Below are 26,456 nucleotides of genomic sequence, written 5' to 3' on the forward strand. Positions count from 1 at the left end.
ACGGTAGCGGTCATCGGGCGCTAGTCAAGACAGGCCATCAGAACACCGACCAGCCAATCCGCTGACTCAACAATTCCAGCGCGGCCATGCCGGCTAGGGAGTTGCCGGCAGCGTTCAACTCCGGGGACCAGACGCACACCGTGAATTGTCCCGGCACCACCGCGACGATGCCCCCGCCCACGCCGCTCTTGCCTGGCAGACCGACGCGATAGGCAAAGTTGCCGGCTTCGTCGTACAGCCCGCTGGTGGCCATGATCGAGTTGACTTGCTGGGTCTGGCGGGCGCTGAGGATCTGTGCGCCGCTGTGTTTGCAGAAACCGTCATTGGCCAGAAAGCAGAACGTGCGGGCCAGGTCCACGCAACTCATGCGCAGCGCGCAATGGCTGAAGTAGCTGCGCAGCACGGCTTCGACGTCGTTATGAAAGTTGCCGAACGATTGCATCAGATAAGCCATGGCCGCGTTACGCGCGCGGTGCTGGTATTCCGACTCGGCGACTTTGCCGTCCACCATGACATTCGGGTTGCCGGACAAGCGCCGGACAAAATCGCGCATCGACAATGCCGGCGCGGCAAAGCGTGATTGGTTGATGTCGCAGATCACCAGCGCACCGGCGTTGATGAAGGGATTGCGCGGGCGCCCGCGCTCGAACTCCAGCTGCACCAGCGAGTTGAACGGCTGTCCGGACGGCTCATGGCCCAAACGCTCCCAAATCGCTTCGCCGGAATGGTCGATGGCCTGCACCAGGCTGAACACCTTGGAAATACTTTGCACAGAGAACGGCGTGTCGGCGTCTCCGGCACAAAACAACTCGCCGTCATTGCCATACACGGCAATGCCCAACTGATTGGCCGGCACGGTGCCGAGGGCGGGAATGTAGTCAGCCACTTTGCCCTGACCGATCAACGGTCGGACTGCGTCAAGGATCTCGTTCAACAGCGCTTGCATGCCGGGTTCCGAAGTCTCGCCCCATGGGATTGCGGGGACACTTTCGCTAGACGCCACTGGTCGGGGCTGAATCACAGTTTTGTATGGGAATGTATCTGTCGGGGCCCGGGATACATGAACTTGCGCCGGGAAACCTTTCGGACATACCGCCCACACACCGGGTTGAAAAACTCTTGCCGTCCGCCGATCACCGGCAAAACCGGGTCGGCTCTTGCTCAGGAGTGTCGTCATGATGACCCAAGTTCCCCGTTACCACGGCTGGTCGCTGTTTGGCCTGCTGTCCTTGCTGGTGCTGGTGATGACCAGCCTGATTCTGCTGCTCAACCCGGACCTGGTGGAGGCCACGCGCAGCGCCATTCGCGCCACCGCACGCACTTCGTTTGGGCTGTTTCTCGCGGCGTTCACTGCGTCCGCTTTGGCCGTGCTGGTGCCCTCGCCTTTCACCCGATCGCTGGTGCGCGAACGACGCTTCATCGGCTTGGCCTTTGCATTTTCCCACCTGGTGCACGCCCTCCTGATCTACAGCTATGGCCAACTGAACCCCGAGTTCTGGCCCGGCCGCACCACGGTCGGCAACATCCCGGGCTCGGTCGGTTATCTGTTCATTGTGCTGATGGCGTTGACCTCATTCAAAACCACGGCGCGGCTGATCGGCCCCAAAGCCTGGAAAGCCCTGCACGTCAGCGGCATGTGGGTGATTGCGGCGGTGTTCACCTATTCCAACTTCAAACGCATCCCCCTGAGCGCCTGGTACGTATTGCCGTTCGGTTTGATGTTTTCGGCAATCGTCGTTCGGCTGCTGGGCAAGATTGCGCTGAAGTACAAACGGTCGGCCAGAAACACGCTATTGACCGAATGAAACCTCAACAACACCGACATTCCCCTGTGGGAGCGAGCTTTTGTGGCGAGGGGGCTTGCCCCCGTTGGGTCGCGAAGCGGCCCCGGCATTTCAAAGTTAAACCGCATGTAACGGGTTTACGACTGCTTCGCAGCCGAACGGGGGCGAGCCCCTCGCCACAGTCCGCTCCCACAATGAATGCACCTGTCGATCAAATCCCGGAGCTCAAGCCCATGAATACCTCCCTCTCATCGGCCCTCAAAGGCCTGCACCTGAACCTCGACCGTGCCGGCAGCTGGATCGCCCCCCTGACCTTGCGGGTGTTTCTGGCCTGGGAGTTTTTCGAATCAGGCCTGGAAAAATGGAACGGCCAGAACTGGTTCGCCGACATCCAGAACAGCTTCCCGTTTCCCTTCAATCACGTACCGGCCACGCTGAACTGGGAACTGGCGATGTGGGCCGAATTGATCTGCGCCCTCGCCCTGCTGGCGGGCCTGGGGACGCGGGTTTCGGCGATTATTCTGACCGTGGTCACGATCGTCGCGACCGCTGCCGTTCACTGGCCGGCCGATTGGTCTACATTGAGTGAACTTGCCCAGGGTTATGCCATCAGCAATAAAGGCCATGGCAACTTCAAACTGCCGCTGATCTACCTCGCAGCCCTCATGCCGTTGTTACTCTCGGGGGCCGGCAAACTCAGCGTCGACGCGCTGTTGGCTCGATACTTCTGGCGGCGCAGTCTCCGCTGATCCGCCAGCGTCTCGATAACCTACCCAACTTATGTAAAGGAGCCATCATGAGCGTGACCACCCAATGGATCGAGATCACCAGCGCCGAGGGCACATTCGGCGCTTACCTGGCCATCCCCCACACCCTTAAAGGTCCGGGGATTGTGCTGATTCAGGAAATCTTCGGCGTCAACGAGCACATCCGCTCGATCGCCGAGCAATACGCCGCCGACGGCTACCTGGTCATCGCGCCGGATCTGTTCTGGCGCAACGGCCACCGTATCGAACTGGGCTACGACGAAGCCGGCTGGAAACGCGCCGTCGAGCTGATGAACGCCACCGACACCAAAAAAGCGCAGGCCGACATCAAACTGGCCATTGACGCTCTGAAAGCGCAGCCGGGGCTGGACGGCAGAATCGCTTCTATCGGTTTCTGCTTCGGCGGCATGCTGTCATACAACACCGCAGCCAACGGTTTCGTCGACGTGGCGATCGCCTACTACGGCGGCGGCATTCAGAACCAGCTGGATCGAGCCGATGAAATCAAGGTGCCGGTGCTGATGCACTTCGGCGAACAGGACAGCCACATCCCCATCGACGCCGTGAAGCAAATCGCCGAGCGTTTCGAGTTCAACGATGACGTCGATATCGAGGTGTATCCGGGAGCCGAACATGGCTTCAACTGCTCACACCGTGACAGCTACAACCAGCGGGCGGCGGTCGAAGCACATGGCAATACGTTGATCTTTCTCAGCCAGAACCTTTGAACCAGACGACCCGGCGGCCGAATCGCATTCGTGCCGCCGGGAAGGCCGAGTGCTATTTCACTCCTTCAACCTGACGACGGCGCATCAAGCGATACGCCGCCGGGATGACAAACAGAGAAAGCAGGGGCGCGGTGATCATTCCACCGACCATTGGCGCGGCGATGCGGCTCATGACCTCACTACCGGTGCCGCCCCCCAGCAGGATCGGCAACAGACCTGCAATGATCACCGCGACGGTCATGGCCTTGGGTCGGACGCGTTGCACCGCCCCTTCACGAATCGCGGCGAGCAACCCGAGCTCAGTGCGATCGCCAGCGTCTTCGCGCTCGGCCCAGGCGTTCTTCAGATAGAGCAGCATGATCACGCCAAACTCAGCGGACACACCGGCTAGCGCAATGAAGCCGACACCCGTGGCCACCGACAGATTGAACCCGAGCCAGTAGAGAAACCACACACCCCCTGCAAGGGCGAAAGGCAGCGTCGCCATAATCAGCAAGGCTTCGTCGAAACGCGCGAAGGTCAGGTAAAGCAGCACAAAGATGATCAGCAGCGTGCCTGGCACGACCCACTTGAGTCGCGCATTGGCCCGCTCAAGAAACTCGAACTGCCCGGAATAGCTCAGACTCATTCCGGGCTGCAATTTGACTTGCTCACTGACGACCTGGCGCAGGTCGGCGACCACTGACCCGATATCCCGTCCACGGACGTCGATATACACCCAGCCGGACGGTCGGGCGTTCTCGCTTTTGAGCATCGGCGGGCCATCCGTCACCTTGATGTTCGCCACTGTACCGAGAGTGATCTGGCTCCCCAGCGGCGTATAGATCGGCAATTGCTCCAGGGCTCCCAGGGAATCACGCCACTCACGGGGATAACGCAGATTGATCGGGAACCGTGCACGACCTTCGATGGTTTCCCCGATATTGTCGCCACCGATGGCACCGGCCACGATCGATTGCACATCGGCAATATTGAGTCCGTAACGAGCGGCAGCCTGGCGGTTGATATCCACATCGATGTAACGGCCGCCAGTCAGACGTTCGGCCAGGGCAGAACTGACGCCCGGCACACCTTTGGCGGCGCGCTCGATCCCCTGCGTGGCCATGTCGATCTGCTCCAGATTGCTTCCGGAAACCTTGATCCCGATCGGGCTTTTTATACCGGTGGCGAGCATATCGATACGGTTGCGGATCGGTGGAATCCAGATATTGGTCAGCCCCGGCACACGGACCACTCGATCCAGTTCTTCCACCAGTTTTTCCTGGGTCATTGCTGGACGCCATTGTTCTTGTGGCTTGAACTGGATAGTGGTTTCAAACATCTCCAGCGGCGCCGGGTCGGTGGCGGTTTCTGCACGGCCCGCCTTGCCGAAAACATGTTCGACTTCTGGCACGGTCTTGATCAGCCGGTCCGTCTGTTGCAGCAATCGCGCCGCTTTCTGCGCAGACAATCCTGGCAACGCCGAGGGCATGTAAAGCAAATCACCTTCATCCAGCGGCGGCAGGAATTCGCCTCCCAAGCGAGACATCGGCCAAAACGCGCTGAGAAAGATCAGCAACGCCACCAGCAGGGTGATTTTCGGTCGAATCAACACCGCGTCCAGCGCCGGCTGATAGAACCTGATCAACCAGCGATTCAAAGGGTTGCGTTGTTCATCAGGGATCCGTCCGCGAATCCAGTAGCCCATCAATACCGGCACCAACGTCACCGACAGCCCTGCCGCTGCGGCCATGGCGTAAGTTTTGGTGAATGCCAGTGGTCCGAACAGGCGCCCTTCCTGGGCCTCCAGAGTGAATACCGGAATAAACGACAGCGTGATGATCAAAAGGCAGAAGAACAGCGCCGGTCCCACCTCTACCGCCGCGTCAGTCATGACCTGCCAATGACGCTCACCTTTCAGTTCTTCCAGTGGGTGAGCGACGTGCCAGGCCTCGATCTTCTTGTGGGCGTTCTCGATCATCACCACCGCGGCATCGACCATGGCACCGATGGCAATCGCAATGCCACCCAGCGACATGATGTTGGCGTTGATGCCTTGATAACGCATGACGATAAAAGCAATCAACACGCCGACCGGCAAAGAGATGATCGCCACCAGCGCCGAACGTAGATGCCATAGGAAAATCACGCAGACCAGCGTGACGACGATAAATTCCTCGATCAGCTTACGGCTGAGGTTTTCCACCGCGCGGTCGATCAGCTTACTGCGGTCGTAGGTGGTGACGATGTCTACACCGACCGGCAAGCTGCTTTTCAATTCATCGAGCTTCGTTTTGACCGCTGCAATGGTTTCGCGAGCATTCTTGCCGCTGCGTAAAATCACCACGCCCCCGACAGTCTCACCTTCGCCGTCGAGCTCAGTGATGCCACGACGCATTTCTGGCCCCAGTTGAATCGTCGCCACATCACCGAGGGTGACGGGCACGCTACCCACTCCGAGCTTGAGGGGAATGGCACGAAAGTCATCAAGCGTCTTCAGATAGCCCGAAGCACGCACGATAAATTCGGTTTCAGCCATTTCCAGCACAGCACCGCCGGTTTCCTGATTGGCCTTGCCGATCGCCTCGGTGACCAGAGTCTGGGGGATTCCCAGACTGGCCATTCTCAGCGGATCGAGCTGAACCTGATATTGCTTGACCATACCGCCCACGGTGGCCACTTCGGCAACATTGGGCAGGGTCTTGAGTTCGAATTTGAGGAACCAGTCCTGCAAGGCGCGCAGTTGCGCGAGGTCATGCCTGCCAGTGCGATCCACCAGGGCGTACTGATAAATCCAGCCAACCCCGGTGGCATCCGGTCCCAACGCCGGTTTGGCGCTGGCCGGCAGACGACTCTGGACCTGGCTCAGATACTCCAGCACCCGTGAGCGCGCCCAATACAAATCGGTTCCATCCTCGAACAACACGTAGACAAAGCTGTCGCCAAAAAAGGAATAGCCGCGAACTGTCTTGGCACCCGGCACCGACAACATCGTGGTTGCCAAGGGATAGGTCACCTGGTTCTCGACAATCTGCGGCGCCTGGCCCGCATAGGGTGTACGGATGATCACTTGAACATCGGAGAGATCCGGCAACGCATCGATGGAAGTGCTCTGTACTGACCAGACTCCCCAGACGGTGACAAACAATGTTGCCAGCAGCACCAGGAAACGGTTGGCCACGGACCAGCGAATCAATCCGGCAATCATGGCTGGGCTCCGGTTTTCTCAAGAGGCTGGACAATAATGCCTTTGAGACTGGCTTCTGAGTCGAGCAAGAACTGGCCCGAACTGACAACCTGCTGCCCCTCCTCCAGACCATTGAGGACCGCCGTCTGGCCATCGTTTTCCTGCCCTGCCTGCACCTCTACCGGGCGATAGCGTCCGCCCTCTTCGGCAAGCATCACCAACACGCGCCGACCGGTGCGAATCAATGCCTCGCTCGGCACCCACAGCACACTGTGCTCGGTCGAACGCTTCAACCGCACCTGCACCGTGAGACCGGGTCGCAATCGGCCGTCGGGATTGGGCAATTCAACCCGTACGCTGACAGTTCGGCTGTCCGGACTGGTTTGCGGTAGAACTGCACTGACCGTACCGTGAAGAATGGCGTCCGGAAACGTCGCAAGCCTGGCCTCTACCGACTGACCGACCTGGACTCCCCCGGCTGCCGATTCCGGCACGGCCACCGCCAGCCACACACTCTCAAGGCCATTGACCCGGGCCAGCGTATCGCCAACAGCCAAGGTCATACCGGCACGAACATTCAACTCCTGCAACACGCCAGCAATGGGCGTAGTCATGGTGTGGTTCAGCTGTACCTTCGCGCTGCGCTCGATCCGGGTAATCAACTCCGCCGGCATTCCGGTCAGACGCAGGCGTTGGCGGGCCGCTGTCAACAGCCCGACATCCCCCATGCGCTTGAGTACAAGGAACTCCTCCTGCGCCGAGGCCCATTCAGGGACTAGAACGTCCGCCAATGGCGCACCAGCCTTGAGCACATCACCTGGTGCCCGGGCATATACCCGCTCGACAAAACCCGGACTCCGGGCCTGGATCACCGCGACATTCCGTTCGTTGTAGGTCAGCACGCCTACCGCTTCAAGACTGGAAGCCTGAACGCCACGGGTAACGGTGGCCAGACGAAGCCCCAGGTTCTGCGTCACGCTCGCATCGATTTGCACGGAAGCTGTGTCCTGAGCACTGTCGGCGTAGCGCGGCACCAGTTCCATGTCCATGAAAGGCGACTTACCGGGCTTATCGAACTTTTGTTGCGGGTACATCGGGTCGTACCAATACAAGGTCTTGCGCTCGTCCTGGGTCACGGAGCCTGGAACAAGGGGCTCTGCTCGATGGGCAAACCAGTAACCGCTGACACCGCCCAGGACTAATGCACCGCCAACCCATAGAACACCTACAAAACGCTGAATGTTCATTGGCCGGCCTCCCCATAGGCGAAATACAGCCGAGCACTGATCAGCGCTTTCTGTTCGTTGACATCGATCTGTTTCAGGCGCGCCTCGATCAATTCACGCCGGGCGGCGACGACCGCCGACAAGTCACTTTTGCCCGCCCGATAACTGGCCAGGGTCAATTCGGCCTTTTCTTTGGCGAGCGGCAACAGGTTCTCCTGTTGACGCCGCACAGCACGGTCCAGCCGTTGATAGTCGGCCAGTTGTTCTTCCAGCTGCTGGGTTTGCTCACGGGTTAACGCTTCGCGTTCGGCCGCCAGTTGATTCAGTTCAGCACGTTTGGCAGCGATCTTCGGGTTCTGACGGGTATCGGGAAACAGCGGTAGATCAAAGGTGAATTGCACGCTGACCATGTCGCCAAATTCCCGACCGCGCCGCTGATAATCGAGCTCCCAACTCCAGTCGGACCGTTTGTCAGCCTCCGCTTCACGGACTTTGGCCTGAGCCTCGCGGGTCAATGGCGCAAATGCAGCCAATGCAGGGTGATGCTCAAGCTTGTTCACGTAACCCGACGCATCGATGGGCCATTGCGGCCAATTTCCGACCGGTTGTTCATTGGCGGCGGGACCAATCCAGCGCTTGAGTAGCGCGCGAGCTTGTGCGCGTTGAAACAGTAATTGGTCCTGCTGCTCTTCCAGTTGCGCCGCTTCCTGCTTCGGTGTCACCGCATCGGCAGGCTGAGCGCGCCCGCTGGCGATCTGCGCACGAACGGTGTCAGCCAACAATCGATTCTCGCGGTAAAACTCCTGGAACAGCGTCTGTTTCAACTCCACCGAATAACTGCCGATCCAGGCCATCGCCGTGGCCTGTCGCACGTTCAAACGTTCGACACGACCTTGCGCAGCGGCCAGCTCAACGGCGGCCTCAGCGACGTCGATACGTGCCCGACGTTTGTCGCCATTGGGCATTTCCTGCATCACACCGACCATCTGCATGGTCATGAAGTCGTGATCCAGCGTCCCGCGATCGGGACCACCCACCGGGAAGTTCTGTACCCCCAGCAGCAGCTTGGGGTCGGGCAACTCACCGGCAGGAATGGCGGCGCTTCGTGCTGCCTGGAGTTTTTCGGCCTGGGCTGTGAGGGATGGCGCGTTGTCATCCGCCAGCCGAAGGGCTTCATCGAGAGTCAATGGCGCAGCAACGCACGGCAAAGCCAGCACGCTTGCCGCCAGCGCAGCCAATAGCGACCACCCTGCGCGAAAGCACATGGAGTTCATGTTCACAATTCCTGTGATGATCCGCTGCGCGCTTTCAAAGGGCGCGCAGCAACGCCATTCCGCATGGGTGGAATGGGGCTCAGCGTCGAACAGGAATCAGCTGCGAGGGGGGCGCCAAACCCCGGGCGGGGTTTGAACAGGCAGTGCGTCTACAAAAAACGAGGCTACGATGGGGCTGAAAAGGGTGATTGGAGGTTGGGCGATGGTGACTTGCAGCATGCCACCGGTTTTGCATTCCTGACCGGGTTTACAGGGTTTGCCATGCTCGGACGGGCGACTCATGTCTTGGCAGCAGTCTTTATCCATGTCGACCATCATTGCCATGCCCATGGTTTTCATCGGGCAAGGTTCTGCAGGAGCCTGAACGCCCGCCATTCCACTAACGGGAAGCGCGAAGCTGATCAGGAAGGCGAGGCAAAACCGCAAATAACGTTTCATGGGCTGGAGTCTAGACACAGCAATCGATGCTTACAACGACAGCTGGCTGAAAAGCGCATCTGTCTTTGCAAGAACGGTTTTGCGATAGCCCCCTAGACTTCAGACACACACTCAAACACACGCAGGATGGGCTAGCCGACCAGAGCCCGGTGTTCAGATGAGGACTTGATGTGAAAAAAAATCCCGCAAGCATCCGCTCTGATCCGTTACGTATTCCACGAACAGTCTGGGCGCTGGGTTTTGTCAGCCTGTTCATGGACCTGTCTTCAGAACTGGTGCACAGCCTGCTGCCGATATTTCTGGTCACGACCTTGGGCGCGAGCGCGTTGACCGTCGGGGTGATCGAGGGCATCGCCGAAGCGACCGCGATGCTGACCAAGATCTTCTCCGGCGCCATCAGCGACTTTATCGGCCGGCGCAAAGGCCTGCTGTTGATGGGCTACGGTCTGGCCGCCTTGTCGAAACCGCTCTTTCCCCTCGCGCACTCGGTGGATGTGGTGTTCACCGCGCGTTTTCTGGATCGCATCGGCAAAGGCATTCGTGGCGCGCCGCGAGATGCGCTGGTCGCCGATATCGCCCCCGCCGAAATCCGTGGCGCCTGCTTTGGCTTGCGCCAATCGATGGACACCGTGGGTGCCATTCTGGGTCCGATTCTGGCCATCGTGCTGATGCTCTGGCTCGGGCAGATCCATCTGGTGTTGTGGTTTGCGGTGATCCCGGCGGTGATATCGGTGGCGATGATTGTCGGCGGGGTCAAAGAGCCGACCACTGTCGCTGGCGAACGCGCCTTCCGCTCGCCTATCCACTGGAAAGTCCTGCGCGACTTCTCGCGCGATTATTGGTGGGTGGTGATTGTCGGCGGGCTCTTCACACTGGCCCGTTTCAGCGAAGCCTTTTTGGTATTGAAAGCACAGCAAACAGGTCTGACGGCCACTTGGGTGCCGATGGTGATGGTGGTCATGTCACTGCTTTATGCCGTATCCGCCTACCCTGCCGGCTGGTTGTCCGACCGGATCAGCCGCACCAAAGTGCTATGCATCGGCATCGTCCTGCTGATCCTGGCAGACCTGTTGTTGGCGCATGCGGACTCGATCATGACCATGCTGGTGGGCGTGGCCCTGTGGGGCCTGCACATGGGCTTCAGCCAGGGCATTCTCGCGACGCTGATCGCCGACACCGCACCGGAACACCTCAGGGGCACGGCGTTCGGCCTGTTCAATTTGATCAGCGGCGTGTGCCTGTTGATCGCCAGTGTGCTCGCAGGCGCGCTGTGGGAGACCTCGGGCTCGGCCAGCACTTTCATCGTCGGGGCGGTGCTGGCGGCTGCGGCGTTGTTGTTGCTTCTGTTGCGTAAGCCTTAGTCCCACCGCAACCGCTAACCTGAGCCCGGAACGATCAATTGGCAAGCGCCAGGATTGAGCGAGTAACTTGGTGCCAAAAACATCTTAATGGAGCAAACGATGCAGACGATTAAAGTAGGGCCCAGCGGTTTGAATCAGCTTCGTGAGTCTTTGAGTGAAGCAGGACTTCCTTACGATGATATAAGCGAACCGGGGCTGCAGTTTTTCCGCTTCGAGGTGAATGGAAACCGGGTTGCTTATGGAGGGCTGGAAGGTTCTGGCCCTGATCTATTGCTTCGTTCAATGGTCGTTTGTAAGACCTGTCGTGGCGAGGGGCTGGGTAAAGCCGTGTTGTCTGAACTGGAACGCTATGCAATCTCCCAAGGCGCAGTCCGACTCCACTTGCTGACCCAAAGCGCGGCTGATTTTTTTGCAGCCAATGGCTATGAATTGCTCGATAGGGGTGAAGCGCCTGTCGTAATCAGCCAGACAGCTCAGTTCAAGCACCTGTGCCCTGCGTCGGCGAGCTATCTACGAAAAACTTTATAGGCTCTCCTTGATACCTCTCTGAGACTGAACAGTGCAGTCAGCCGTTCACACCGACGTATTGAGCGCCACCGCCGCACGAATCAGCGCCTTCAACGCCTCTTCATCAACCCTCTCGCCCTCATGAATATCAATGGCACGTCGGGTGTTGCCTTCAAGGCTGGCGTTGAAGAGACCTGAAGGATCCTCCAGCGAAGCCCCCTTGGCGAAGGTCATCTTTACGACATTCTTGTATGTCTCACCGGTGCAGATGATGCCGGCGTGCGACCACACCGGAACCCCTCTCCACTTCAATTCCTCGACCACTTCAGGGTCGGCCTGCTTGATCAGCGTTCGAACCCGAGCGAGGGTCTCACCCCGCCAGTCAGTCAGCGCCTTGATTTTTGCGTCTATCAGTACAGAGACGGAGCCTCCCTCCTCGCCGTCTTTTGGGTCGATCTTCTTCATGATGGTTGTCACTCCTCAGGGTGGGCCCCGGTAGGACCGGGCCAACATACATTCATGCTTATGCGTTATAGCACTGGTTCACAATGGATATATCCGCGATCCGGCATTCGGCTACCGTCAACGTATATGACTTGATTACACAGGCTCTGCGCCTGTGCATTGAGACCCCCACACACGAGGAAACCATGATGATTGCCCACAAAGCGGTCGCTGTTTTACTGGCCTTGCTCAGCCCTGCCTTTCTGACATTGACCGCCCTGGCCGAGGAAGCGGGTTTTATTGCCGCCACCTCATCCGGACTCAACTGGAAACCTGCGCCGGCGGTGGGACCTGGCGCAATGATTGCCGTGATCGAAGGTGACCTGAAAGCCGCCGAGCCCTTCACCCTGCGCTTGAAGCTGCCGGCCAATACAAAAATCGGCGTGCATACCCATCCCGTGACCGAACGCGTAACCGTTATCTCGGGCACCTTCTACTTCGCCACCGGAGACACATTCGATCCGGCACGGGCCAAGGCCTATCATCCGGGTGACACCCTGATCATTCCTGTCGGCATGTCGATGTTCGGCGCCAGTCGAGAACAGGAAACCGTGCTTCAACTCCACGGCACAGGGCCTTGGGGGATCACTTACCTCAACCCGGCGGACGATCCCAGGAACAAAAAAATGCAGTGAGCGCTAGCCAGGCACAATGAATCAATCATGCCTGGCCACCGCACTGTCACCCCTGCGAGACACTTTTGAAGTCCGGCAACAGGCTTTTGGCTGGCGTCGCTGAAGGCACAGCAACAATCTTCTTCGGCTGAATAGTGTTGGCTGGAGATAGTGTTCGGCCGGATGCCCCTCATCGCAGCGGCCGGTAAAGGTTGGCTTACTGGTCCAGTATGAAAGTTGCCAGGGTTTGCAGATCGTCCAGGCTTAACTGCGTAAAAGGCGGCATTGGGATATCCCCCCATTTGCCGGCACCACCGTGCTGAATGCTGGACGTTACCTTGGCCAGTGCCTGCGGGTCATTGGCATACTTGGCAGCCACATCGTGAAAGGCCGGGCCTACGACCTTATGATCGATCGCGTGGCACGACAGGCAGGAGTTGCTCTGGAACAAGGCCATGGAATCGACTTTTGCTACAGACGTCGCCGGGGGTTGGCCCGCCGACGGGTTCGAGGCAGCCTGCACATCGGCATCGCTCGCATGGGCACTACCGTAGGTCACCGCAAGGTAGGCGCCGATAATCTTCACATCCTGATCGCTGATCGGAGCACCGTACACGTGCTGCATCTTGCTCGCTTCACCAGTCCACTGAGCCAAGGTCATGCCAGGAGGCTGGAAGTTGATGTAATCGGCTGAGTGGCAGGTGGAACATTTCTGCTGGGCCAACGAGTAGCCAGGCAGCGCACTGGGCTTGAATGCAGCTGTTTCGGGCGGCAACGTGATCGATAGTGGCGCTGCGCTAGCCATGGCAGCCAAGAAAACCTGAGCCGCGCACAGCAAGGTGGTCATACGTTTCATGCGGGCCCCCTCAGGCGACGGTCACGTGGCTGGTTTCTATTACGTTGCGGCGGTAGCCACCGGGGTTCCAGTCGGCTTGCAGCGGTTGCGTCTCGCCCGCACTGTTACTGGCTCGCACCATCAACTGTGTGGCGCCCTTGCTGGTAAAGGTGATCGGTAGCGTCCACTCACGGAAGGAGAAACGACCAAGATCCTGACCAAGCCTGGCTTCGCGCCAACTTTTGCCGCCATCGATCGATATTTCAACCTTGTTGACCCCAACGCCGCCGTCGAACGCAATGCCCTTGAGCACCACGCTTTTTTTCAGCGGCAGCACATCGCCGTGTTTGACGCTGGTGATGAAGCTGCGCACCGGCAACCTGGAAATCGGCTGAGTCTGCGCCGCAGTGGTGCCGGGGGCGATGCAAAAACAATCGTTGTCCGGAACGCGGTAACCTTTAGCCATGAAGAAACCGTCATAGGTGTGGTCGACGACTTCGATCTCACTCAGGTGCTTGACCCAATACGTACCGAAATAACCTGGCACCACCAGACGTATCGGGTAACCGTTGAGGAATGGCAGGTCGGTACCGTTCATCGACCAGGCGATCATTGGCCCGCCATCCATGGCATGACTGATGTCCAGGGCCTTGATGAACTCCGGCGTACTCGGCAGCACTGGCCTATCGAGCCCACGGAATGTCGCTTGCCTGGCGTCGGCTTTCACACCCGCCTTTTCCAAGACCGCCTTGAGCGACACCCCCACCCAGCGGGCATTACCCATTGAGCCATTGCCCAACTGAGCGCCGAACACGCGCGGCATCGAGAAGCCACGGCTATTCCCCGAACACTGATTCACGGCCACCACCTCTACCGGTTCGGCGAGGGCCTTGAGTTCTGCAAGCGACAGTGACAGCGGCGTGTTGACTGAGCCCTTGATCGTCAAACGGTAGCTGTCCGGATCGATGCTGGTAGGGAAATTGGGCAAGTGATAACGCACGAAAAAGGCGTCATTCGGCGTAATGGGCCCTAGGTTGAAGACAGGGAATGGGGTCTCCAGATGCGGTGGGCGAGTGGTCACCAGGGTCAACGGTCGTTTTTGCGGGTATTGCACCAGCGGCCGCGGGCCAGCAGCGAAGGTCACGTCTTCGGCGTTTTCGTCGGCCGCCTTGGTATCGTCGGCTGCCTTGGTCTCGTCGGCTGCCTTGGCGAGGCTTGCCAACGGAGAGGCCGCCAAAGCCAGAGTGAAGGCATCGCGTAGAATGCGTCGGCGACTCGGCTCGCTGTTATCTACAAAACTGAACTTCATTCTGCACTCTCTATGATTGTTCTACTGAGATGCAACTGACAGCCTCCCATCAGGGCAGAGAGGCATCGGACTTAATGTGTAAGTGGAATTTCGCTTAACTGTTCACCGTCGGTGAGTGAGTCAGTATTGTCACGCGCAAATCGACTGCTTTTCATTGAGCGTCAGTGATTTAACATTTGATGACAGAGGCTGCTACATAGGTGGTATAGCGAGCTCGCATCAGAACAATGCTTTGAGGCACTGATGCGTAGCTCAGGAATATCAGGTGACCGTGCCCGACCCAAACCTCACGTATTGCATCCTCCGGCCATTGCCGAAGCCTTGTTCGGCAAGGGATACACCGGTGTCGTCGGGTTCGAGGGCTGGGCCAGCGGCGACAGCGAAGCGGCACTTGAACGCCCTTCACGCTGGATTGAAATGCCGCTCAGGCAAAGCCATTACAGCTACGACGCTCTCTTTGTAGCAGCTGTCGAGCTTGCGAGGCTGCGAAGCAGTCGTGATTCTGGCTGACGCGGTCTGACTGACACACCGCGACTTCTGGTTTTACGACTGCTGCGCAGCCGATCGCAGCCTCGCAAGCTCGACAGCTCCTACCGGGCGCCTTCGCACCGTTCGGGCGACTTACTCCTCAAAGCGCCCCGTGGCGTCACGATCGCGCTCGTATCGTCGCGTAAGCGGAAACGGCGGCAACCAGGATTCGCGACGGACGATCCAGCTTTCGTAGGTAGGTGTCAGTTGGTCAGGGGCATCCAGGGATCCCAGGTTCACTTCGATTTCGTCGCCGGTGCGGGCGAAAACGGACGAGCCGCAGCGGGGACAGAAAAACCGTCCGGCGTAGTCGCGTGTTTCGCCCTCGATCGTCACCGCGTCCTGAGGGAATATCGCGGAGGCGTGAAACAGAGCCCCATGATGTTTGCGGCAATCGAGACAGTGGCAAAGGCCGACCCGGTACGGGAGTCCCGATGCCTCGATCCGGACGTTGCCGCACAGGCAACCGCCGGTGAATCGGTCCATGCTGCGTCTCCTCTGATCAAGCGACGGTTGTGACTTTGCAAACTGTGAAAATAGTAGCGAAGCCACGGCCATGGGTCGACTAATCTGAGTAGAGCACCAGCACAAACACGCCTCTAGCCTCAGGGGAAACGGGATGACCGGAAAAACAGCGCGCCAGTGTTCGTCATGGGTCCTGCCCTCCCTGCTCGCGATCAACCTGGCGCTGATGGCGGGATGTGCAGGCAAAGCTTCCACGGCTCACTATTCAGCCTCAAATACAGGCTCAAACTGCTACGCAAAAGCGATACCCACTGCCGGCGAGGGCGGCCTGGCTTGGGGCGATACCTTGAGCATGGCTCGCAAAAAATCCATGGATAATTGCATTCGTTATGCTGGCCGATCCGGGGGTACGCCCAATACCTGCCAGGTGGTGTTGTCGGAGTGCAAAAATTAATAGAGCGTCATCGAAACGGTCCATTCTGTTCGCGGTCAATCACTGAACAAACGCCCGTCGGTCATGAACGAGGGCACTGAATAACACGCCAATTCTGGAGAACCAAGATGATCATCAAGAACACGATCTGTCTCTGGTACGACGGCACCGCGCTGGATGCCGCGACGTTCTACGCCGAGACGTTCCCGGACAGCGCCGTGGGCGCTGTCCTTCGCGCGCCTGGCGACTATCCGGCGGGTAAACAGGGCGATGTCTTGACGGTGGAGTTCACAGTGATGGGTATCCCTTGTCTGGGGCTGAACGGCGGGCCGGAGATCAAGCACAACGAGGCTTTCTCGTTCCAGGTTGCGACCGACGACCAGGCCGAAACCGACCGCTTGTGGAACGCGATCGTCGGAAACGGCGGCCAGGAAAATGTATGCGGCTGGTGCAAGGACAAGTGGGGACTGTCGTGGCAGATCACTCCACGCGTGCTGACCGCCGCCATAGCCAATCCTGATCGAGCGGCGGCCAAGCGTGCGTTCGACGCCATGATGGGGATGGGCAAGATCGACATCGCTGCGATTGAAGCGGCTTTGAAAGATTAACCAGCGCTGCAGCCCTGCCATACTGTTCAACATGACCCGTGCAACCTTCCGCTTCTACGAGGAGCTCAACGATTTCCTGCCGGCCGACCGGCGGCGGCAGTCCTTCACCTGCGAGTGCGCACGCGGGGCGACGGTCAAGCACATGATCGAAGCGCTCGGAATACCGCACACCGAGGTCGAGCTGGTGCTGCTCAACGGCGAGTCGGTGGGCCTGGAGCGGGTGATTTTCGACAATGACCGGCTGGCGGTGTATCCCAAATTCGAAGCGCTGGACATCAGCCCGCTGCTCAAGGTTCGTGCGCAACCTTTACGGGTGCTGCGCTTTATCGCTGATGCGCACCTTGGCGGGCTGGCAAACCTGCTGCGCATGAGCGGCTTCGACACCCTCTACGACAATGGCTTCGAGGACGGCGAGATCGCCGAGATCGCAGCGCAGCAAGGACGCATCGTGCTAACCCGCGACCGCGAACTGCTCAAGCGGCGGATCATCAGCCACGGCTGTTACGTGCATGCCCTGAAACCGTCGCTGCAGCTGCGCGAATTGTACGAGCGCCTGGACCTGGCGCGTAGCGCGCGACCATTCAGCCTGTGCCTGCATTGCAACCTGCCGCTGCACGAGATCAGCCCGGAATTGGCCCGGTTGCAGGTGCCGCCCCGCGTTGGCGCCCTCTATTCACACTTCCTGCGCTGCGATGCCTGCCAACGGATTTACTGGGAGGGTGCGCACTGGCGCAGCATGTGTGCACTGCTGGCACCTCTGCTGGGCCAATAGTCGAGCGCATCGGGACGGCTGCCAGGGAAACTGGCTTTTGCGGGGTCTTCGCCTATGCAAACCCGAGGAATGACAGGATAACCACGACGATCACAACTACCCCGACGATGTAGATGATGTTGTTCATGAAATCCACCTCTCAACCTGGACAGGACTGCGTTAGAAAGACAAGACACTGCACCTTTGCCGGGAAAACACATCGGCTGCGCCGCACACTATTTTTGCGAGCGACGATTTGAGTACAGCCAGACTGCCCTGGCTTACCGTTACCGGGCGGGATTGACGCGTGTGCCGTGCGCCAATCCCGCCCTTCCTAGTTCTGACCACCCGACAACGGTGGGGTTCGCGGCGGGATCAATCGCTTCGTCCTCGTCGACTCAAACGCCGAAGCCAAGCGCAGCAGCGTCGAGTCGTCATAGGCCCTACCGGCGAAGGTCAGCCCGACGGGCATGCCGATGTCCGGCATGATTCCCATCGGCACCGTGACCGTGGGAACACCCAGGTGGCGGATGGCGAGGTTGCCGTTGGCGACCCAGACACCGTTACTCCATGCGATGTCCGCAGACTTCAGATCGACATCGGCATTCGCCGGCCCGACGTCGGCCACCGTCGGGAAGATCACTGCGTCGAGCCCCAACCGATCCATCCAGTCCTCAAGATCGATACGGCGCGTCTGCTCAAGGCCGCGCAGCCCGTCCGGCACCGTGGGGATCTGGTCCCAAGGCGTGATGCCGCGCTCGGCCATCCGCACATACTCGTCCATGCCAGCGGCAAGGTCGCCCTCACGATTGGGCAGCGTCCCCGGGTCGTGCGGGAAAATCAGCGGCCCGTTCACATCGACCAGGCGATTGAGTTCTGGATCGCCGTTGGCCCGCAGAAAATCGTCGAACGCCCAGGCTGTCAGATCCCACAACTCATGGTGAAGGAACTCTTTGGAAACCAGGCCGCGGTTGAACACCGTCGGTGCACCAGGACGATCGCCTTCGCAATTGGAGACCAGCGGAAAATCGACCTCGACCACTTCGGCCCCGCAGGCTTCGAGTGCCTTGCGAGCCTCTTCCCAGAGCCCGATCACGGAAGGACGGGTGTTGATTCGCTGCCCCGTCGGACCACCGATACCCGGCGCATCGCTCGTGCCCGCTTCGGGATCCGCGTTGATGTACATACGAGGAACGCCGAAGCGTTTTCCGGCGAGGGCATCGGTATTTGCGGCAAGCGCCCCATAGGAAGCGGGACGCACCGAGGCGACACTCGGGATGGGCACCCAGGGTTGCATCCGCCACAGATCGCCCCGTGTGTCGGGATCATCCGCCACCACCACGTCGAGCACTTCGAGCAGGTCGGCCATGGTTCTGGCAAACGGCACGACAACGTCCATGGTCGGCGTCAACGGCCAGTTCCCGCGCACCGAGATCACGCCGCGCGAAGGCGTATAGGCACACAAACCATTGTTCGACGCCGGGCCACGTCCGCTCGACCAGGTTTCTTCAGCGAGGCCGAATGCCGCGAAACTCGCGGCGGTTGCAGTACCCGCGCCGTTCGATGAGCCCGAGGCGAAGGGTGCGGTGAGATAGGCAGCGTTGTACGGGCTCTCCGCACGACCGTAGACCCCGCGTTGCATGCCGCCGTTGGCCATGGGCGGCATATTGGTCTTGCCCAGGCAAATCGCGCCAGCGGCACGAAGCCGTTCGATGGTGAACGCATCGCGATAAGCAATCAGGTTCGCGAAGGCGGGACTTCCGGAGGCTGCGGTGAGCCCTTTCACCAGATAACTGTCCTTGGCCGTATAGGGAATGCCATCGAGCGGCCCCAGCGTCTGGCCCTTGGCCCGACGGGCATCGGATGCCTGCGCTTCCTTGAGCGCATCGGGGTTGCGAACCACCACTGCGTTGAGGGCGGTGGGCGTGTCAGGGCCGTCGTAGGCGTCGATTCTGGCGAGATAGGCCTGAACCAGTTCAACCGCCGTCGTCTGGCCCGATTCGAGCGCAGCACGCAGTTGGGCAATGGAAACCTCGGTGACCTCGATCATGCTGTTACCGCCGGCGGGTGATGGGTGACTGGATGTTGGGCTCAAAGACATCACTTATCTCAAAAAGGGTTTTCATAGTGGCTCTCGTTGCACTGCATTAGCGCGATCGATTACTCACAATACGTGCTTAACCTGCGATCAATACGCGGTGAGCATGCTGTACCCGTGATTTTGCATGAGATTAGAGCAAGAGCCCACTCCATGAACGGCCCGGCGTCTCGGTGAGGGTCGTAAACCGAGACCACAGAGCGCCTGAGGAAACTGCCACTGCGATGCATGCCCCAACGGCTGCACGGTCTATCCGGCGCTGCAGAACCTGTGGGAGCGAGCCTGCTCGCGATAGCGGTGGATCAGTCGACATCAACTGGAATGACTGACGGCAATCGCGAGCAGGCTCGCTCCCACAGGGATCAGGTGCATTTTCGGTTTTGTTTGTGGCTACATCTCAACCTGCGTGCCCAGCTCGATCACGCGATTGAGCGGCAACTTGAAGTATTTGAGGTTGCTGTTGGCGTTCTTCAGCAAGAACGCGAACAGGCTTTCGCGCCAACGGGCCATGCCAATACGCTTGGTCGGGATGACAGTCTCCCGGCTGAGGAAATACGTGGTGCGCATCGGGCTGAAATCCAGCTCTTTCAAATGGCACAGGCTCAACGCCAGAGGGACGTCGGGCTCCTCGATAAAACCAAAGTGCAGACTCACTCGAAAGAATCCTTCACCAAAAGCCTCGACTTCGAATCGCCGGTCCGCCGGCACACGCGGACTGTCTTCAGACACCACGGTAAGCAACACCACCTGCTCGTGCAGCACCTGGTTATGCAACAGGTTGTGCAAGAGGGCATGAGGGACCGCATCCGCCCTGGCCGTCAGAAATACCGCGGTACCCTGCACACGATGAGGGGGTTGCGAGCCGATGCTGCTGATGAACAACGGCAGCGGCAGCGAGGTTTCGTCCAGCCGCTCGACAATGATCTTTCGGCCCCGTTTCCAGGTGGTCATCAATATGAACAGGGCAATACCGGCAATCACCGGGAACGCACCGCCCTGGAAGATCTTCGGAGCGTTGGCAGCGAAGTACAGGCTGTCCACCAAGAGAAAACCCAAGAGCATCGGAATAGCCAGCCAACGAGGTGTTTTCCAAAGCAGCAATGCAACAGCCGAGGACAGAATGGTGGTAATCAGCATGGTGCCCGTCACCGCCACACCATAAGCCGCCGCCAGTGCACTGGACGATTCAAAACCGATGACCAGCAACACGACGCCGACCATCAGCGCCCAGTTCACCATGCCGATGTAAATCTGCCCCTGCTCCTGACTGGAGGTGTGCTGGATAAACATACGAGGCACGTAACCCAGCTGGATGGCCTGGTGAGTCAGTGAGAATGCCCCGGAAATCACGGCTTGGGATGCGATGATGGTGGCCAGTGTCGAGAGCGCAACCATCGGCAGCAGCGCCCAGTCAGGTGCCAATAGATAGAACGGATTACGTACCGCTTCAGGGTTCCCGAGGATCAGCGCGCCTTGGCCAAAGTAGTTAAGTACCAGGCCGGGGAGCACCAGGATGAACCAGGCACGAGCAATGGGTTTGCGACCAAAATGGCCCATATCGGCATACAGTGCTTCAGCACCAGTCAATGCCAACACGACGGCGCCCAGAATGGCGATGCCAATGCCCGGATGGACCACGAAAAATTTCACCGCCCACGCAGGATTCAGCGCTTGCAGAACTTCCGGCCGTTGCAAGATGCCGTAAATGCCGAGTACCCCCAACACCACAAACCACAGCACCATGACCGGGCCAAACAAGATGCCGATACGAGCCGTGCCATGTTTCTGTATCAAGAAAAGTACTACCAGGACGACAAGGGACAGCGGAACCACCCAATGCTCAATGCCATCAAACGCAAGCTCTAACCCTTCAACCGCAGAGAGCACCGAGATGGCCGGGGTGATCATGCTGTCCCCGTAAAAAAGTGCCGCGCCAAACAGGCCAAGCAACACCAGCACCCTGCTCATTTTGGGATACGGCGCCGCAGCCCGACGTGCCAGTGCCGTCAAGGCCATGATGCCCCCTTCGCCCTGGTTGTCGGCACGAAGGATAAACAGCACATACTTGATCGAGACGACCCAGATCAGTGACCAGAAGATCAACGACAGAACGCCCAGTACACCGTCGTGATTGGCCTGGACTCCGTAATGACCGGCGAACACTTCCTTGAGGGTGTAAAGAGGGCTGGTGCCGATATCCCCATAAACCACGCCCACCGCGGCGATGAGCAAGCCCACTCCCGAGGTTTTGGAATGGGATTCTTCATGGGCCGGGATCGCTGTTTCGCTCACGGGTAGCTTCTCGATAAGGAGGAAGGATTGCAATGTCAGTCAGTTTAGCGAAATCCATGTGGGGAGCGGCGGTGCGACAATTCGACTTGCTCGCGAAAGTCGCCTGACACACCGCTTTCGCGAGCAAGTCCGCTCCAACAGGTTTCGCGCCTTAACTGACTGGAATCAGGAAAAATTACAGGCATATTCATGATCAAAAAAACGCGGCAAGTATCGTCGCGAGGGAGAATATCGACCGTAAAGAATTCGTAAAATTGTACGGGCAGCCCCCTCCCCCAATGATCATCAAGCGATTCACCCCTATTTTGCCGTCCCGCCACGAGGTTTATAGAACAGGAACTTCCGGGTCTCAGCCGTCTTGGTGTATTTCTTCGCCCAGGCGGGTTTCACCGTTCTGTCGTGGAAATACAAGGCACCATGGGTTCGGTCCGTGAGTTGCTTGTTGAGCGCCTTGCGCGCGATTTCCTTGGCGAGGGCATATTCGTCGTCTTCCTTTACCTGATCTGCACGTCCGTCGCACCACCATGAAAACTGGCAGGAGCCCGTTTCAGAGCCTTGCTTGACCACGGCGCACACCGTATCGGGAAACCCACCATGGCCGAGCCGGTTCATGACCACGCTGGCGACGGCTTCCATGTTGGCAGGTGCAACACCTTTGGCTTCCCAATAGATACTGCGTGCAAAGCAGGTGATTGCATCGTCCAGAGGGGCTGCGCCTGCCGGATCGACCGCCTGCGCTTCGGAGGGGGTGATGACTGCGGACTTGGGCACCGGGAGTTCGCTGTCCTTCTCGGCGGCTTTCTGCTCCAGGACCTGCGCCTTGTCTTCGGCCACTTCCTGTTTTTGCTCTTGCTCAGTCGCCAACACCTGGCTGCACAGAAGGATGATTGCGAAGCAGGTGAGTACCCAATGTAATCGCATGATCGATCCTTCCGATGACACTGGCTTGGGCAATGAAACGGCGATGTTGTAGCGCTGACCTGCTGTGATTGTAGTCGTCGCACGTCATTCCAGCCGTCTGACAATAAATGCATGTCGGCGCAAAAAGGCATTGCGTGCGCAGGGGGGAAATCGCGCATCATGGGCAAAGGGGGCGTTCTCAATTAGTTTCCCCGCCGCGCCGGGTCTGCTGTTGTGCAGGGCAAGGCGCGAGAAGCGTAGTTTGGTCATTCCAAATAAGCTTCGAGCAACGCAGCCCTGCACAACAGCAGGCCCGGCCCTTCGGGTTGTGCCTTAAAGCGGGCCAGGCTGCGTTGCAGGCCTTGGAAAGGGAACAACCATTCCCAGCGGCCTACGCCTTGCCTGGCCCGCTTTAAGGCGACAACGCGGCGGGGAAACTAATTGAGAACGCCCCCCTAGTCCGTTCAAGGGAGATTTTCATGCGCAGCCTGTCATCCGTTTTGCATCTCGCCGTGTTGTCATTCGGGCTGATGTTCAGCGTCGCCGCCTTGGCAGCCGAGGAAACGCAGCTGGTCGAGTCGATCAACGTTTACCGCAGCCAGGTGCAGCGCTGCGGCGGCCAGGCGTCTTCGGAGTTGCCGCCGCTGGCGAGCGATCCGCGGCTGGTCCTGTCCGCCAACAGCATCGGTGATTTGCAGCAGGCACTGGCCCGCGCGGCGTATCCGATGGTCAATGTGCAGGCGATCAGCCTCTCGGGTCCGCGTGATGCGCCGTCCGCCATGAAGGCGATTCAGGAGAGCTTCTGCCAAGTGGTGCTGGACCCGCAATTCGTCGACATCGGCGTCAGCCGCAATGGCCGTGAATGGCGCATTGTGCTGGCGCGTCCGCTGTTGACCGGGCGTTTGGGTGATTGGCAGGCGGAGGGACAGAAACTGCTTGAAGCGATGAACAGCGCCCGCGCTCAGACGCGCCAGTGCGGCACCCAAGCCTTTGCCGCCACGACGCCGCTGGCCTGGAACGCCACACTGGGCTCCGCGGCCGAGACCCACAGCCGCGCCATGGCCAACAATAACTATTTCGATCACAAGGACCGCGACGGTCGCACGCCGGGTGATCGGGCTGAACTGGCGGGTTATGCGGGCCAGCAGGTCGGCGAAAACATCGCCGCCGGGCAAGACACTGTGCGCAAAGTGGTCGATGGCTGGCTGGCCAGCCCGGGCCATTGCGCCAACCTGATGAACCCGCAATTTCGTGAGCTGGGTGCGGCCTATGCGGTGGACCCGAAGAGTGACGCAGGCATTTACTGGACGGCGATGTTCGGGACGCCGTGAAGGCTTGAATCGACCGTTGAAAAAGGAATCATCATTTGAATAAAGCCCCCTCTTCGACCGTCGAACAGGACCTGTCGAAGCCTGACGCCATCAGCTTGCGGGAAGCGTTCCTGTTCTGGCTGAAACTCGGCTTCATCAGTTTCGGCGGGCCGGCCGGACAGATCTCGATCATGCACCAGGAGTTGGTGGAGCGCCGACGCTGGATCTCGGAACGGCGCTTTCTGCATGCCCTCAACTACTGCATGTTGCTGCCCGGACCGGAGGCTCAGCAACTGGCGACCTACATCGGCTGGCTGATGCACCGCACGTGGGGCGGCCTGATTGCCGGCGCACTGTTTGTGCTGCCTTCGCTGTTCATCCTGATCGCGTTGTCCTGGGTGTACATCGCCTTTGGCGAAGTGCCGGTGGTGGCCGGGCTTTTTTATGGGATCAAGCCTGCCGTGACCGCCATTGTGGTGCAGGCGGCCCACCGGATCGGCTCGCGGGCCCTAAAGAACAACTGGCTGTGGGGCATCGCCGCGGCTTCATTCACGGCCATCTTCGTGTTCAATGTGCCGTTCCCGTTGATTGTGCTGGGCGCCGCCATCATCGGTTATGTCGGCGGACGTCTGGCGCCTGAAAGGTTCCAGACCGGGGGCCACGGTGCTGCGAAAAAATCCTTCGGCCCAGCCTTGATCGATGACGATACCCCGCCTCCCGAACATGCCCGTTTCAACCGTTTTAAATTGCTGCGTCTGTTGCTGGTGGGTGCGGCTTTGTGGGTGTTGCCGATGGGCATTCTCACCACGCTGTTCGGCTGGGAAGGCACCCTGACCCAGATGGCCTGGTTCTTTACCAAAGCGGCATTGCTGACATTCGGCGGCGCGTACGCCGTGTTGCCTTATGTGTATCAGGGCGCGGTCGGCCATTATGGCTGGCTGACACCCACGCAGATGATCGACGGCCTGGCACTCGGCGAAACTACCCCCGGGCCGCTGATCATGGTGGTGGCCTTCGTCGGTTTCGTCGGCGCCTATGTTCAGCAGGTGTTCGGCCCTGATCATGTGTTCCTGGCCGGCGCCCTCGCCGCCACGCTGGTGACCTGGTTCACCTTTCTTCCATCGTTCCTGTTCATCCTCGCCGGCGGTCCGCTGGTGGAGTCGACGCACAACGAACTCCGGCTCACCGCACCGCTGACCGCAATTACTGCGGCCGTGGTCGGGGTGATCCTTAATCTGGCGTGTTTTTTCGGCTACCACGTGCTTTGGCCCAAAGGCTTCAGCGGCCGACTCGACTGGCCTTCGGCGCTGATCGCCATTGCGGCGGCCATCGCCTTGTTCCGCTTCAAGCGGGGTGTGATCGAAGTACTGATGGGGTGCGGGCTGATCGGGTTGGTGGTGCATTTGCTGCGCTAGTGCAGCAAACGTGATCAGTGAAGTTGTCGCTGCCTCTGCAGCTCGGTCTTCAGCCAGGTATCTGCCGGTTGTACGCCCGCCGGACAGCGCACTTCATAGGCGCGACCACTCACACTGCTTTGGGTGGCCGCCAGGTCGATGAAGTTTTCTGCGCTAGTGATCTTGTCCCTCTCTTCGAGATACTCAAGCTTCTTTTCCAGATGCGCCCGGGCCTGAGCGCCTGGGTATTCGCTCCCGTTGCGCACAAACCGGCACTCACTGTGCTCGACAAAGTCCAGCAAGCTGTTTATTTCCTGAGTGGCTTGAGGTGGGGTTTGCGCCTGTGCATTGAGCACCACTGCGGTCAGGCCGATACCCGCCGCGATCAACCAGTGGCTGACATGCCGAGTGAAACGTCCAGGCAGAACTCCCATGGTGACACCTCGCATGACTGACGGCAGATCAGAGCGGTGGTGCCCGCTCTGAAGGCTGGCGAGCAAGTATCAATCGTCGTCGCGGTCGTCGCGGTCCCGGTCGCGGTAACGACGGCGATCATCACGTCGGTCGTAATCCCGGTCATACCCTCGATCATCACGTTGGTCATAGCCTCGGTCATGGTCGCGACGGTATTCACGGCGGTGATCCCGATCGTACCTGTCATCATCTTCCCAGTGAGGAAAGCAGCCTCCCAACAAGAGAGTAGCTGCAATGGCCAGGGTCATTATCGCGGTGCGCTTCATTTGAACATCCTAAAAGCAAAGGTCAGAGCGGCGGGGATGAGTTGACGCTATCCACGAATTCAATCGAAGTGCGTGCAAACCGCAGGTACGACCTTCCAGATGCTCAATGATTCAGTTATCGCCAGGCCTTACAGCGTTCTTTGGCTGTTACCGATGGTTTTGGCTTTTTCGATGGCCCACTCCATCGCCGCTTCCATGTCCAGCAGATGCGGCGACGGGTGGTTGTCCTCAACGATGGCCGAACCGTCCGGCCAATAGACACCCATGAACATCTTCAGCGAGCCGTCTCTCAATATCTCGGCTTTAACCTCGATGCTGCATCCGTTCGATAGTGTTTCCGAGTGGATCATATGGCGCTCAGTCATGGCTGCATTCCTCCCGTCGTTGCTATCAGCGTAACCCATGCAGCACTGAGCGCGATGAC

General features: G+C 59.2%; 26 protein-coding genes and 1 pseudogene. 12 read left to right on the top strand and 15 right to left on the bottom strand.

Annotated elements, in window-relative coordinates; genetic code table 11:
- Positions 1 to 37 precede the first annotated feature (37 nt).
- On the bottom strand, positions 38 to 946 hold the full coding sequence (glsB, locus tag ACZ89R_RS06415) for a glutaminase B (RefSeq protein WP_008072010.1): 909 nt from the start codon (positions 944 to 946) through the stop codon (positions 38 to 40).
- Between the two features lie 229 nt (positions 947 to 1,175).
- Between glsB and ACZ89R_RS06420 the strand changes: the two genes are divergently transcribed.
- The 3 genes from ACZ89R_RS06420 to ACZ89R_RS06430 all read left to right on the top strand — a co-directional run bounded on the left by ACZ89R_RS06420 (position 1,176) and on the right by ACZ89R_RS06430 (position 3,279).
- On the top strand, positions 1,176 to 1,805 hold the full coding sequence (locus ACZ89R_RS06420) for a ferric reductase-like transmembrane domain-containing protein (RefSeq protein WP_429546323.1): 630 nt from the start codon (positions 1,176 to 1,178) through the stop codon (positions 1,803 to 1,805).
- 212 nt (positions 1,806 to 2,017) lie between these two features.
- Positions 2,018 to 2,533, top strand: coding sequence for an HvfX family Cu-binding RiPP maturation protein (locus ACZ89R_RS06425; protein ID WP_429546322.1), 516 nt, complete (start codon positions 2,018 to 2,020; stop codon positions 2,531 to 2,533).
- 47 nt (positions 2,534 to 2,580) lie between these two features.
- Positions 2,581 to 3,279: a dienelactone hydrolase family protein gene (locus ACZ89R_RS06430; protein WP_429546321.1), complete on the top strand. Its 699-nt coding sequence runs from the start codon at positions 2,581 to 2,583 to the stop codon at positions 3,277 to 3,279.
- Between the two features lie 52 nt (positions 3,280 to 3,331).
- Here ACZ89R_RS06430 and ACZ89R_RS06435 read toward each other — a convergent pair whose 3' ends face one another.
- From ACZ89R_RS06435 to ACZ89R_RS06450, 4 genes are all read right to left on the bottom strand, one after another.
- The gene (locus ACZ89R_RS06435) at positions 3,332 to 6,466 is read right to left on the bottom strand and encodes an efflux RND transporter permease subunit (protein ID WP_429546320.1); all 3,135 of its coding nucleotides are present in this window, start codon (positions 6,464 to 6,466) and stop codon (positions 3,332 to 3,334) included.
- A complete protein-coding gene (locus ACZ89R_RS06440) occupies positions 6,463 to 7,692 on the bottom strand; it encodes an efflux RND transporter periplasmic adaptor subunit (protein ID WP_429546319.1) in 1,230 nt (409 codons plus the stop codon). Before ACZ89R_RS06440 ends, ACZ89R_RS06435 begins: the two co-directional genes overlap by 4 nt.
- On the bottom strand, positions 7,689 to 8,945 hold the full coding sequence (locus tag ACZ89R_RS06445; RefSeq protein ID WP_429546318.1) for a TolC family protein: 1,257 nt from the start codon (positions 8,943 to 8,945) through the stop codon (positions 7,689 to 7,691). Before ACZ89R_RS06445 ends, ACZ89R_RS06440 begins: the two co-directional genes overlap by 4 nt.
- Before the next feature lie 96 nt (positions 8,946 to 9,041).
- A complete protein-coding gene (locus tag ACZ89R_RS06450; RefSeq protein ID WP_429546317.1) occupies positions 9,042 to 9,383 on the bottom strand; it encodes a hypothetical protein in 342 nt (113 codons plus the stop codon).
- A 170-nt stretch (positions 9,384 to 9,553) separates the two neighbouring features.
- Here ACZ89R_RS06450 and ACZ89R_RS06455 point away from each other — a divergent pair, with 170 nt between their 5' ends.
- On the top strand, positions 9,554 to 10,744 hold the full coding sequence (locus ACZ89R_RS06455) for an MFS transporter (RefSeq protein WP_429546316.1): 1,191 nt from the start codon (positions 9,554 to 9,556) through the stop codon (positions 10,742 to 10,744).
- A gap of 99 nt (positions 10,745 to 10,843) precedes the next feature.
- The gene (gene arsN2, locus ACZ89R_RS06460) at positions 10,844 to 11,272 is read left to right on the top strand and encodes an arsenic resistance N-acetyltransferase ArsN2 (protein WP_221178755.1); all 429 of its coding nucleotides are present in this window, start codon (positions 10,844 to 10,846) and stop codon (positions 11,270 to 11,272) included.
- 45 nt (positions 11,273 to 11,317) lie between these two features.
- On the opposite strand, the gene ACZ89R_RS06465 is transcribed toward arsN2, so the two are convergent.
- Complete coding sequence (locus tag ACZ89R_RS06465) at positions 11,318 to 11,716, bottom strand: DUF1801 domain-containing protein (RefSeq protein ID WP_429546315.1); 399 nt, start codon at positions 11,714 to 11,716, stop codon at positions 11,318 to 11,320.
- A 188-nt stretch (positions 11,717 to 11,904) separates the two neighbouring features.
- Here ACZ89R_RS06465 and ACZ89R_RS06470 point away from each other — a divergent pair, with 188 nt between their 5' ends.
- On the top strand, positions 11,905 to 12,390 hold the full coding sequence (locus ACZ89R_RS06470; RefSeq protein ID WP_429547888.1) for a cupin domain-containing protein: 486 nt from the start codon (positions 11,905 to 11,907) through the stop codon (positions 12,388 to 12,390).
- A 196-nt stretch (positions 12,391 to 12,586) separates the two neighbouring features.
- On the opposite strand, the gene sorB is transcribed toward ACZ89R_RS06470, so the two are convergent.
- Together sorB and sorA are read right to left on the bottom strand one after the other, a co-directional pair.
- Entirely contained in the window at positions 12,587 to 13,225 is a 639-nt protein-coding gene (gene sorB, locus ACZ89R_RS06475) for a SorB family sulfite dehydrogenase c-type cytochrome subunit (protein WP_429546314.1), read from the bottom strand.
- 10 nt (positions 13,226 to 13,235) lie between these two features.
- Positions 13,236 to 14,513, bottom strand: coding sequence for a SorA family sulfite dehydrogenase catalytic subunit (gene sorA, locus ACZ89R_RS06480; RefSeq protein ID WP_429546313.1), 1,278 nt, complete (start codon positions 14,511 to 14,513; stop codon positions 13,236 to 13,238).
- Positions 14,514 to 14,810: 297 nt separating this feature from the next.
- On the opposite strand from sorA, the pseudogene ACZ89R_RS06485 reads away from it, so the two are divergent.
- A pseudogene (locus ACZ89R_RS06485) lies at positions 14,811 to 14,912 on the top strand (hydroxypyruvate isomerase); the annotation flags it as partial.
- Between the two features lie 222 nt (positions 14,913 to 15,134).
- Here ACZ89R_RS06485 and ACZ89R_RS06490 read toward each other — a convergent pair.
- Entirely contained in the window at positions 15,135 to 15,527 is a 393-nt protein-coding gene (locus ACZ89R_RS06490; RefSeq protein ID WP_429546312.1) for a GFA family protein, read from the bottom strand.
- 133 nt (positions 15,528 to 15,660) lie between these two features.
- Here ACZ89R_RS06490 and ACZ89R_RS06495 point away from each other — a divergent pair, with 133 nt between their 5' ends.
- The 3 genes from ACZ89R_RS06495 to ACZ89R_RS06505 all read left to right on the top strand — a co-directional run bounded on the left by ACZ89R_RS06495 (position 15,661) and on the right by ACZ89R_RS06505 (position 17,319).
- Positions 15,661 to 15,960: a hypothetical protein gene (locus tag ACZ89R_RS06495; RefSeq protein WP_123495335.1), complete on the top strand. Its 300-nt coding sequence runs from the start codon at positions 15,661 to 15,663 to the stop codon at positions 15,958 to 15,960.
- A 107-nt stretch (positions 15,961 to 16,067) separates the two neighbouring features.
- Complete coding sequence (locus tag ACZ89R_RS06500) at positions 16,068 to 16,547, top strand: VOC family protein (protein WP_429546311.1); 480 nt, start codon at positions 16,068 to 16,070, stop codon at positions 16,545 to 16,547.
- A 31-nt stretch (positions 16,548 to 16,578) separates the two neighbouring features.
- Positions 16,579 to 17,319 (top strand): Mut7-C RNAse domain-containing protein, encoded by a 741-nt coding sequence (locus tag ACZ89R_RS06505; protein WP_429546310.1) that lies wholly within the window; start codon positions 16,579 to 16,581, stop codon positions 17,317 to 17,319.
- Positions 17,320 to 17,632: 313 nt separating this feature from the next.
- Here ACZ89R_RS06505 and ACZ89R_RS06510 read toward each other — a convergent pair whose 3' ends face one another.
- The 3 genes from ACZ89R_RS06510 to ACZ89R_RS06520 form a co-directional block, all read right to left on the bottom strand.
- Positions 17,633 to 19,348: an amidase gene (locus ACZ89R_RS06510; protein WP_429546309.1), complete on the bottom strand. Its 1,716-nt coding sequence runs from the start codon at positions 19,346 to 19,348 to the stop codon at positions 17,633 to 17,635.
- 438 nt (positions 19,349 to 19,786) lie between these two features.
- On the bottom strand, positions 19,787 to 21,688 hold the full coding sequence (locus tag ACZ89R_RS06515) for a potassium transporter Kup (protein WP_429546308.1): 1,902 nt from the start codon (positions 21,686 to 21,688) through the stop codon (positions 19,787 to 19,789).
- 300 nt (positions 21,689 to 21,988) lie between these two features.
- On the bottom strand, positions 21,989 to 22,609 hold the full coding sequence (locus tag ACZ89R_RS06520; protein ID WP_429546307.1) for a cell wall hydrolase: 621 nt from the start codon (positions 22,607 to 22,609) through the stop codon (positions 21,989 to 21,991).
- Between the two features lie 458 nt (positions 22,610 to 23,067).
- Between ACZ89R_RS06520 and ACZ89R_RS06525 the strand changes: the two genes are divergently transcribed.
- Both ACZ89R_RS06525 and chrA read left to right on the top strand, forming a co-directional pair.
- A complete protein-coding gene (locus ACZ89R_RS06525; protein ID WP_429546306.1) occupies positions 23,068 to 23,919 on the top strand; it encodes a CAP domain-containing protein in 852 nt (283 codons plus the stop codon).
- A gap of 35 nt (positions 23,920 to 23,954) precedes the next feature.
- Positions 23,955 to 25,313, top strand: coding sequence for a chromate efflux transporter (chrA, locus tag ACZ89R_RS06530; RefSeq protein ID WP_429546305.1), 1,359 nt, complete (start codon positions 23,955 to 23,957; stop codon positions 25,311 to 25,313).
- A gap of 14 nt (positions 25,314 to 25,327) precedes the next feature.
- On the opposite strand, the gene ACZ89R_RS06535 is transcribed toward chrA, so the two are convergent.
- The 3 genes from ACZ89R_RS06535 to ACZ89R_RS06545 form a co-directional block, all read right to left on the bottom strand.
- Positions 25,328 to 25,726 carry a YfeK family protein gene (locus ACZ89R_RS06535; RefSeq protein ID WP_429546304.1) on the bottom strand — a complete coding sequence of 133 codons (399 nt, stop codon included), beginning with the start codon at positions 25,724 to 25,726 and terminating at the stop codon, positions 25,328 to 25,330.
- Positions 25,727 to 25,795: 69 nt separating this feature from the next.
- Positions 25,796 to 26,032, bottom strand: coding sequence for a hypothetical protein (locus ACZ89R_RS06540; RefSeq protein WP_371317129.1), 237 nt, complete (start codon positions 26,030 to 26,032; stop codon positions 25,796 to 25,798).
- 128 nt (positions 26,033 to 26,160) lie between these two features.
- Positions 26,161 to 26,397, bottom strand: coding sequence for a hypothetical protein (locus ACZ89R_RS06545; protein ID WP_008006271.1), 237 nt, complete (start codon positions 26,395 to 26,397; stop codon positions 26,161 to 26,163).
- Positions 26,398 to 26,456: the final 59 nt, after the last annotated feature.

The organism is Pseudomonas sp. TE3728 (genome assembly GCF_056279145.1).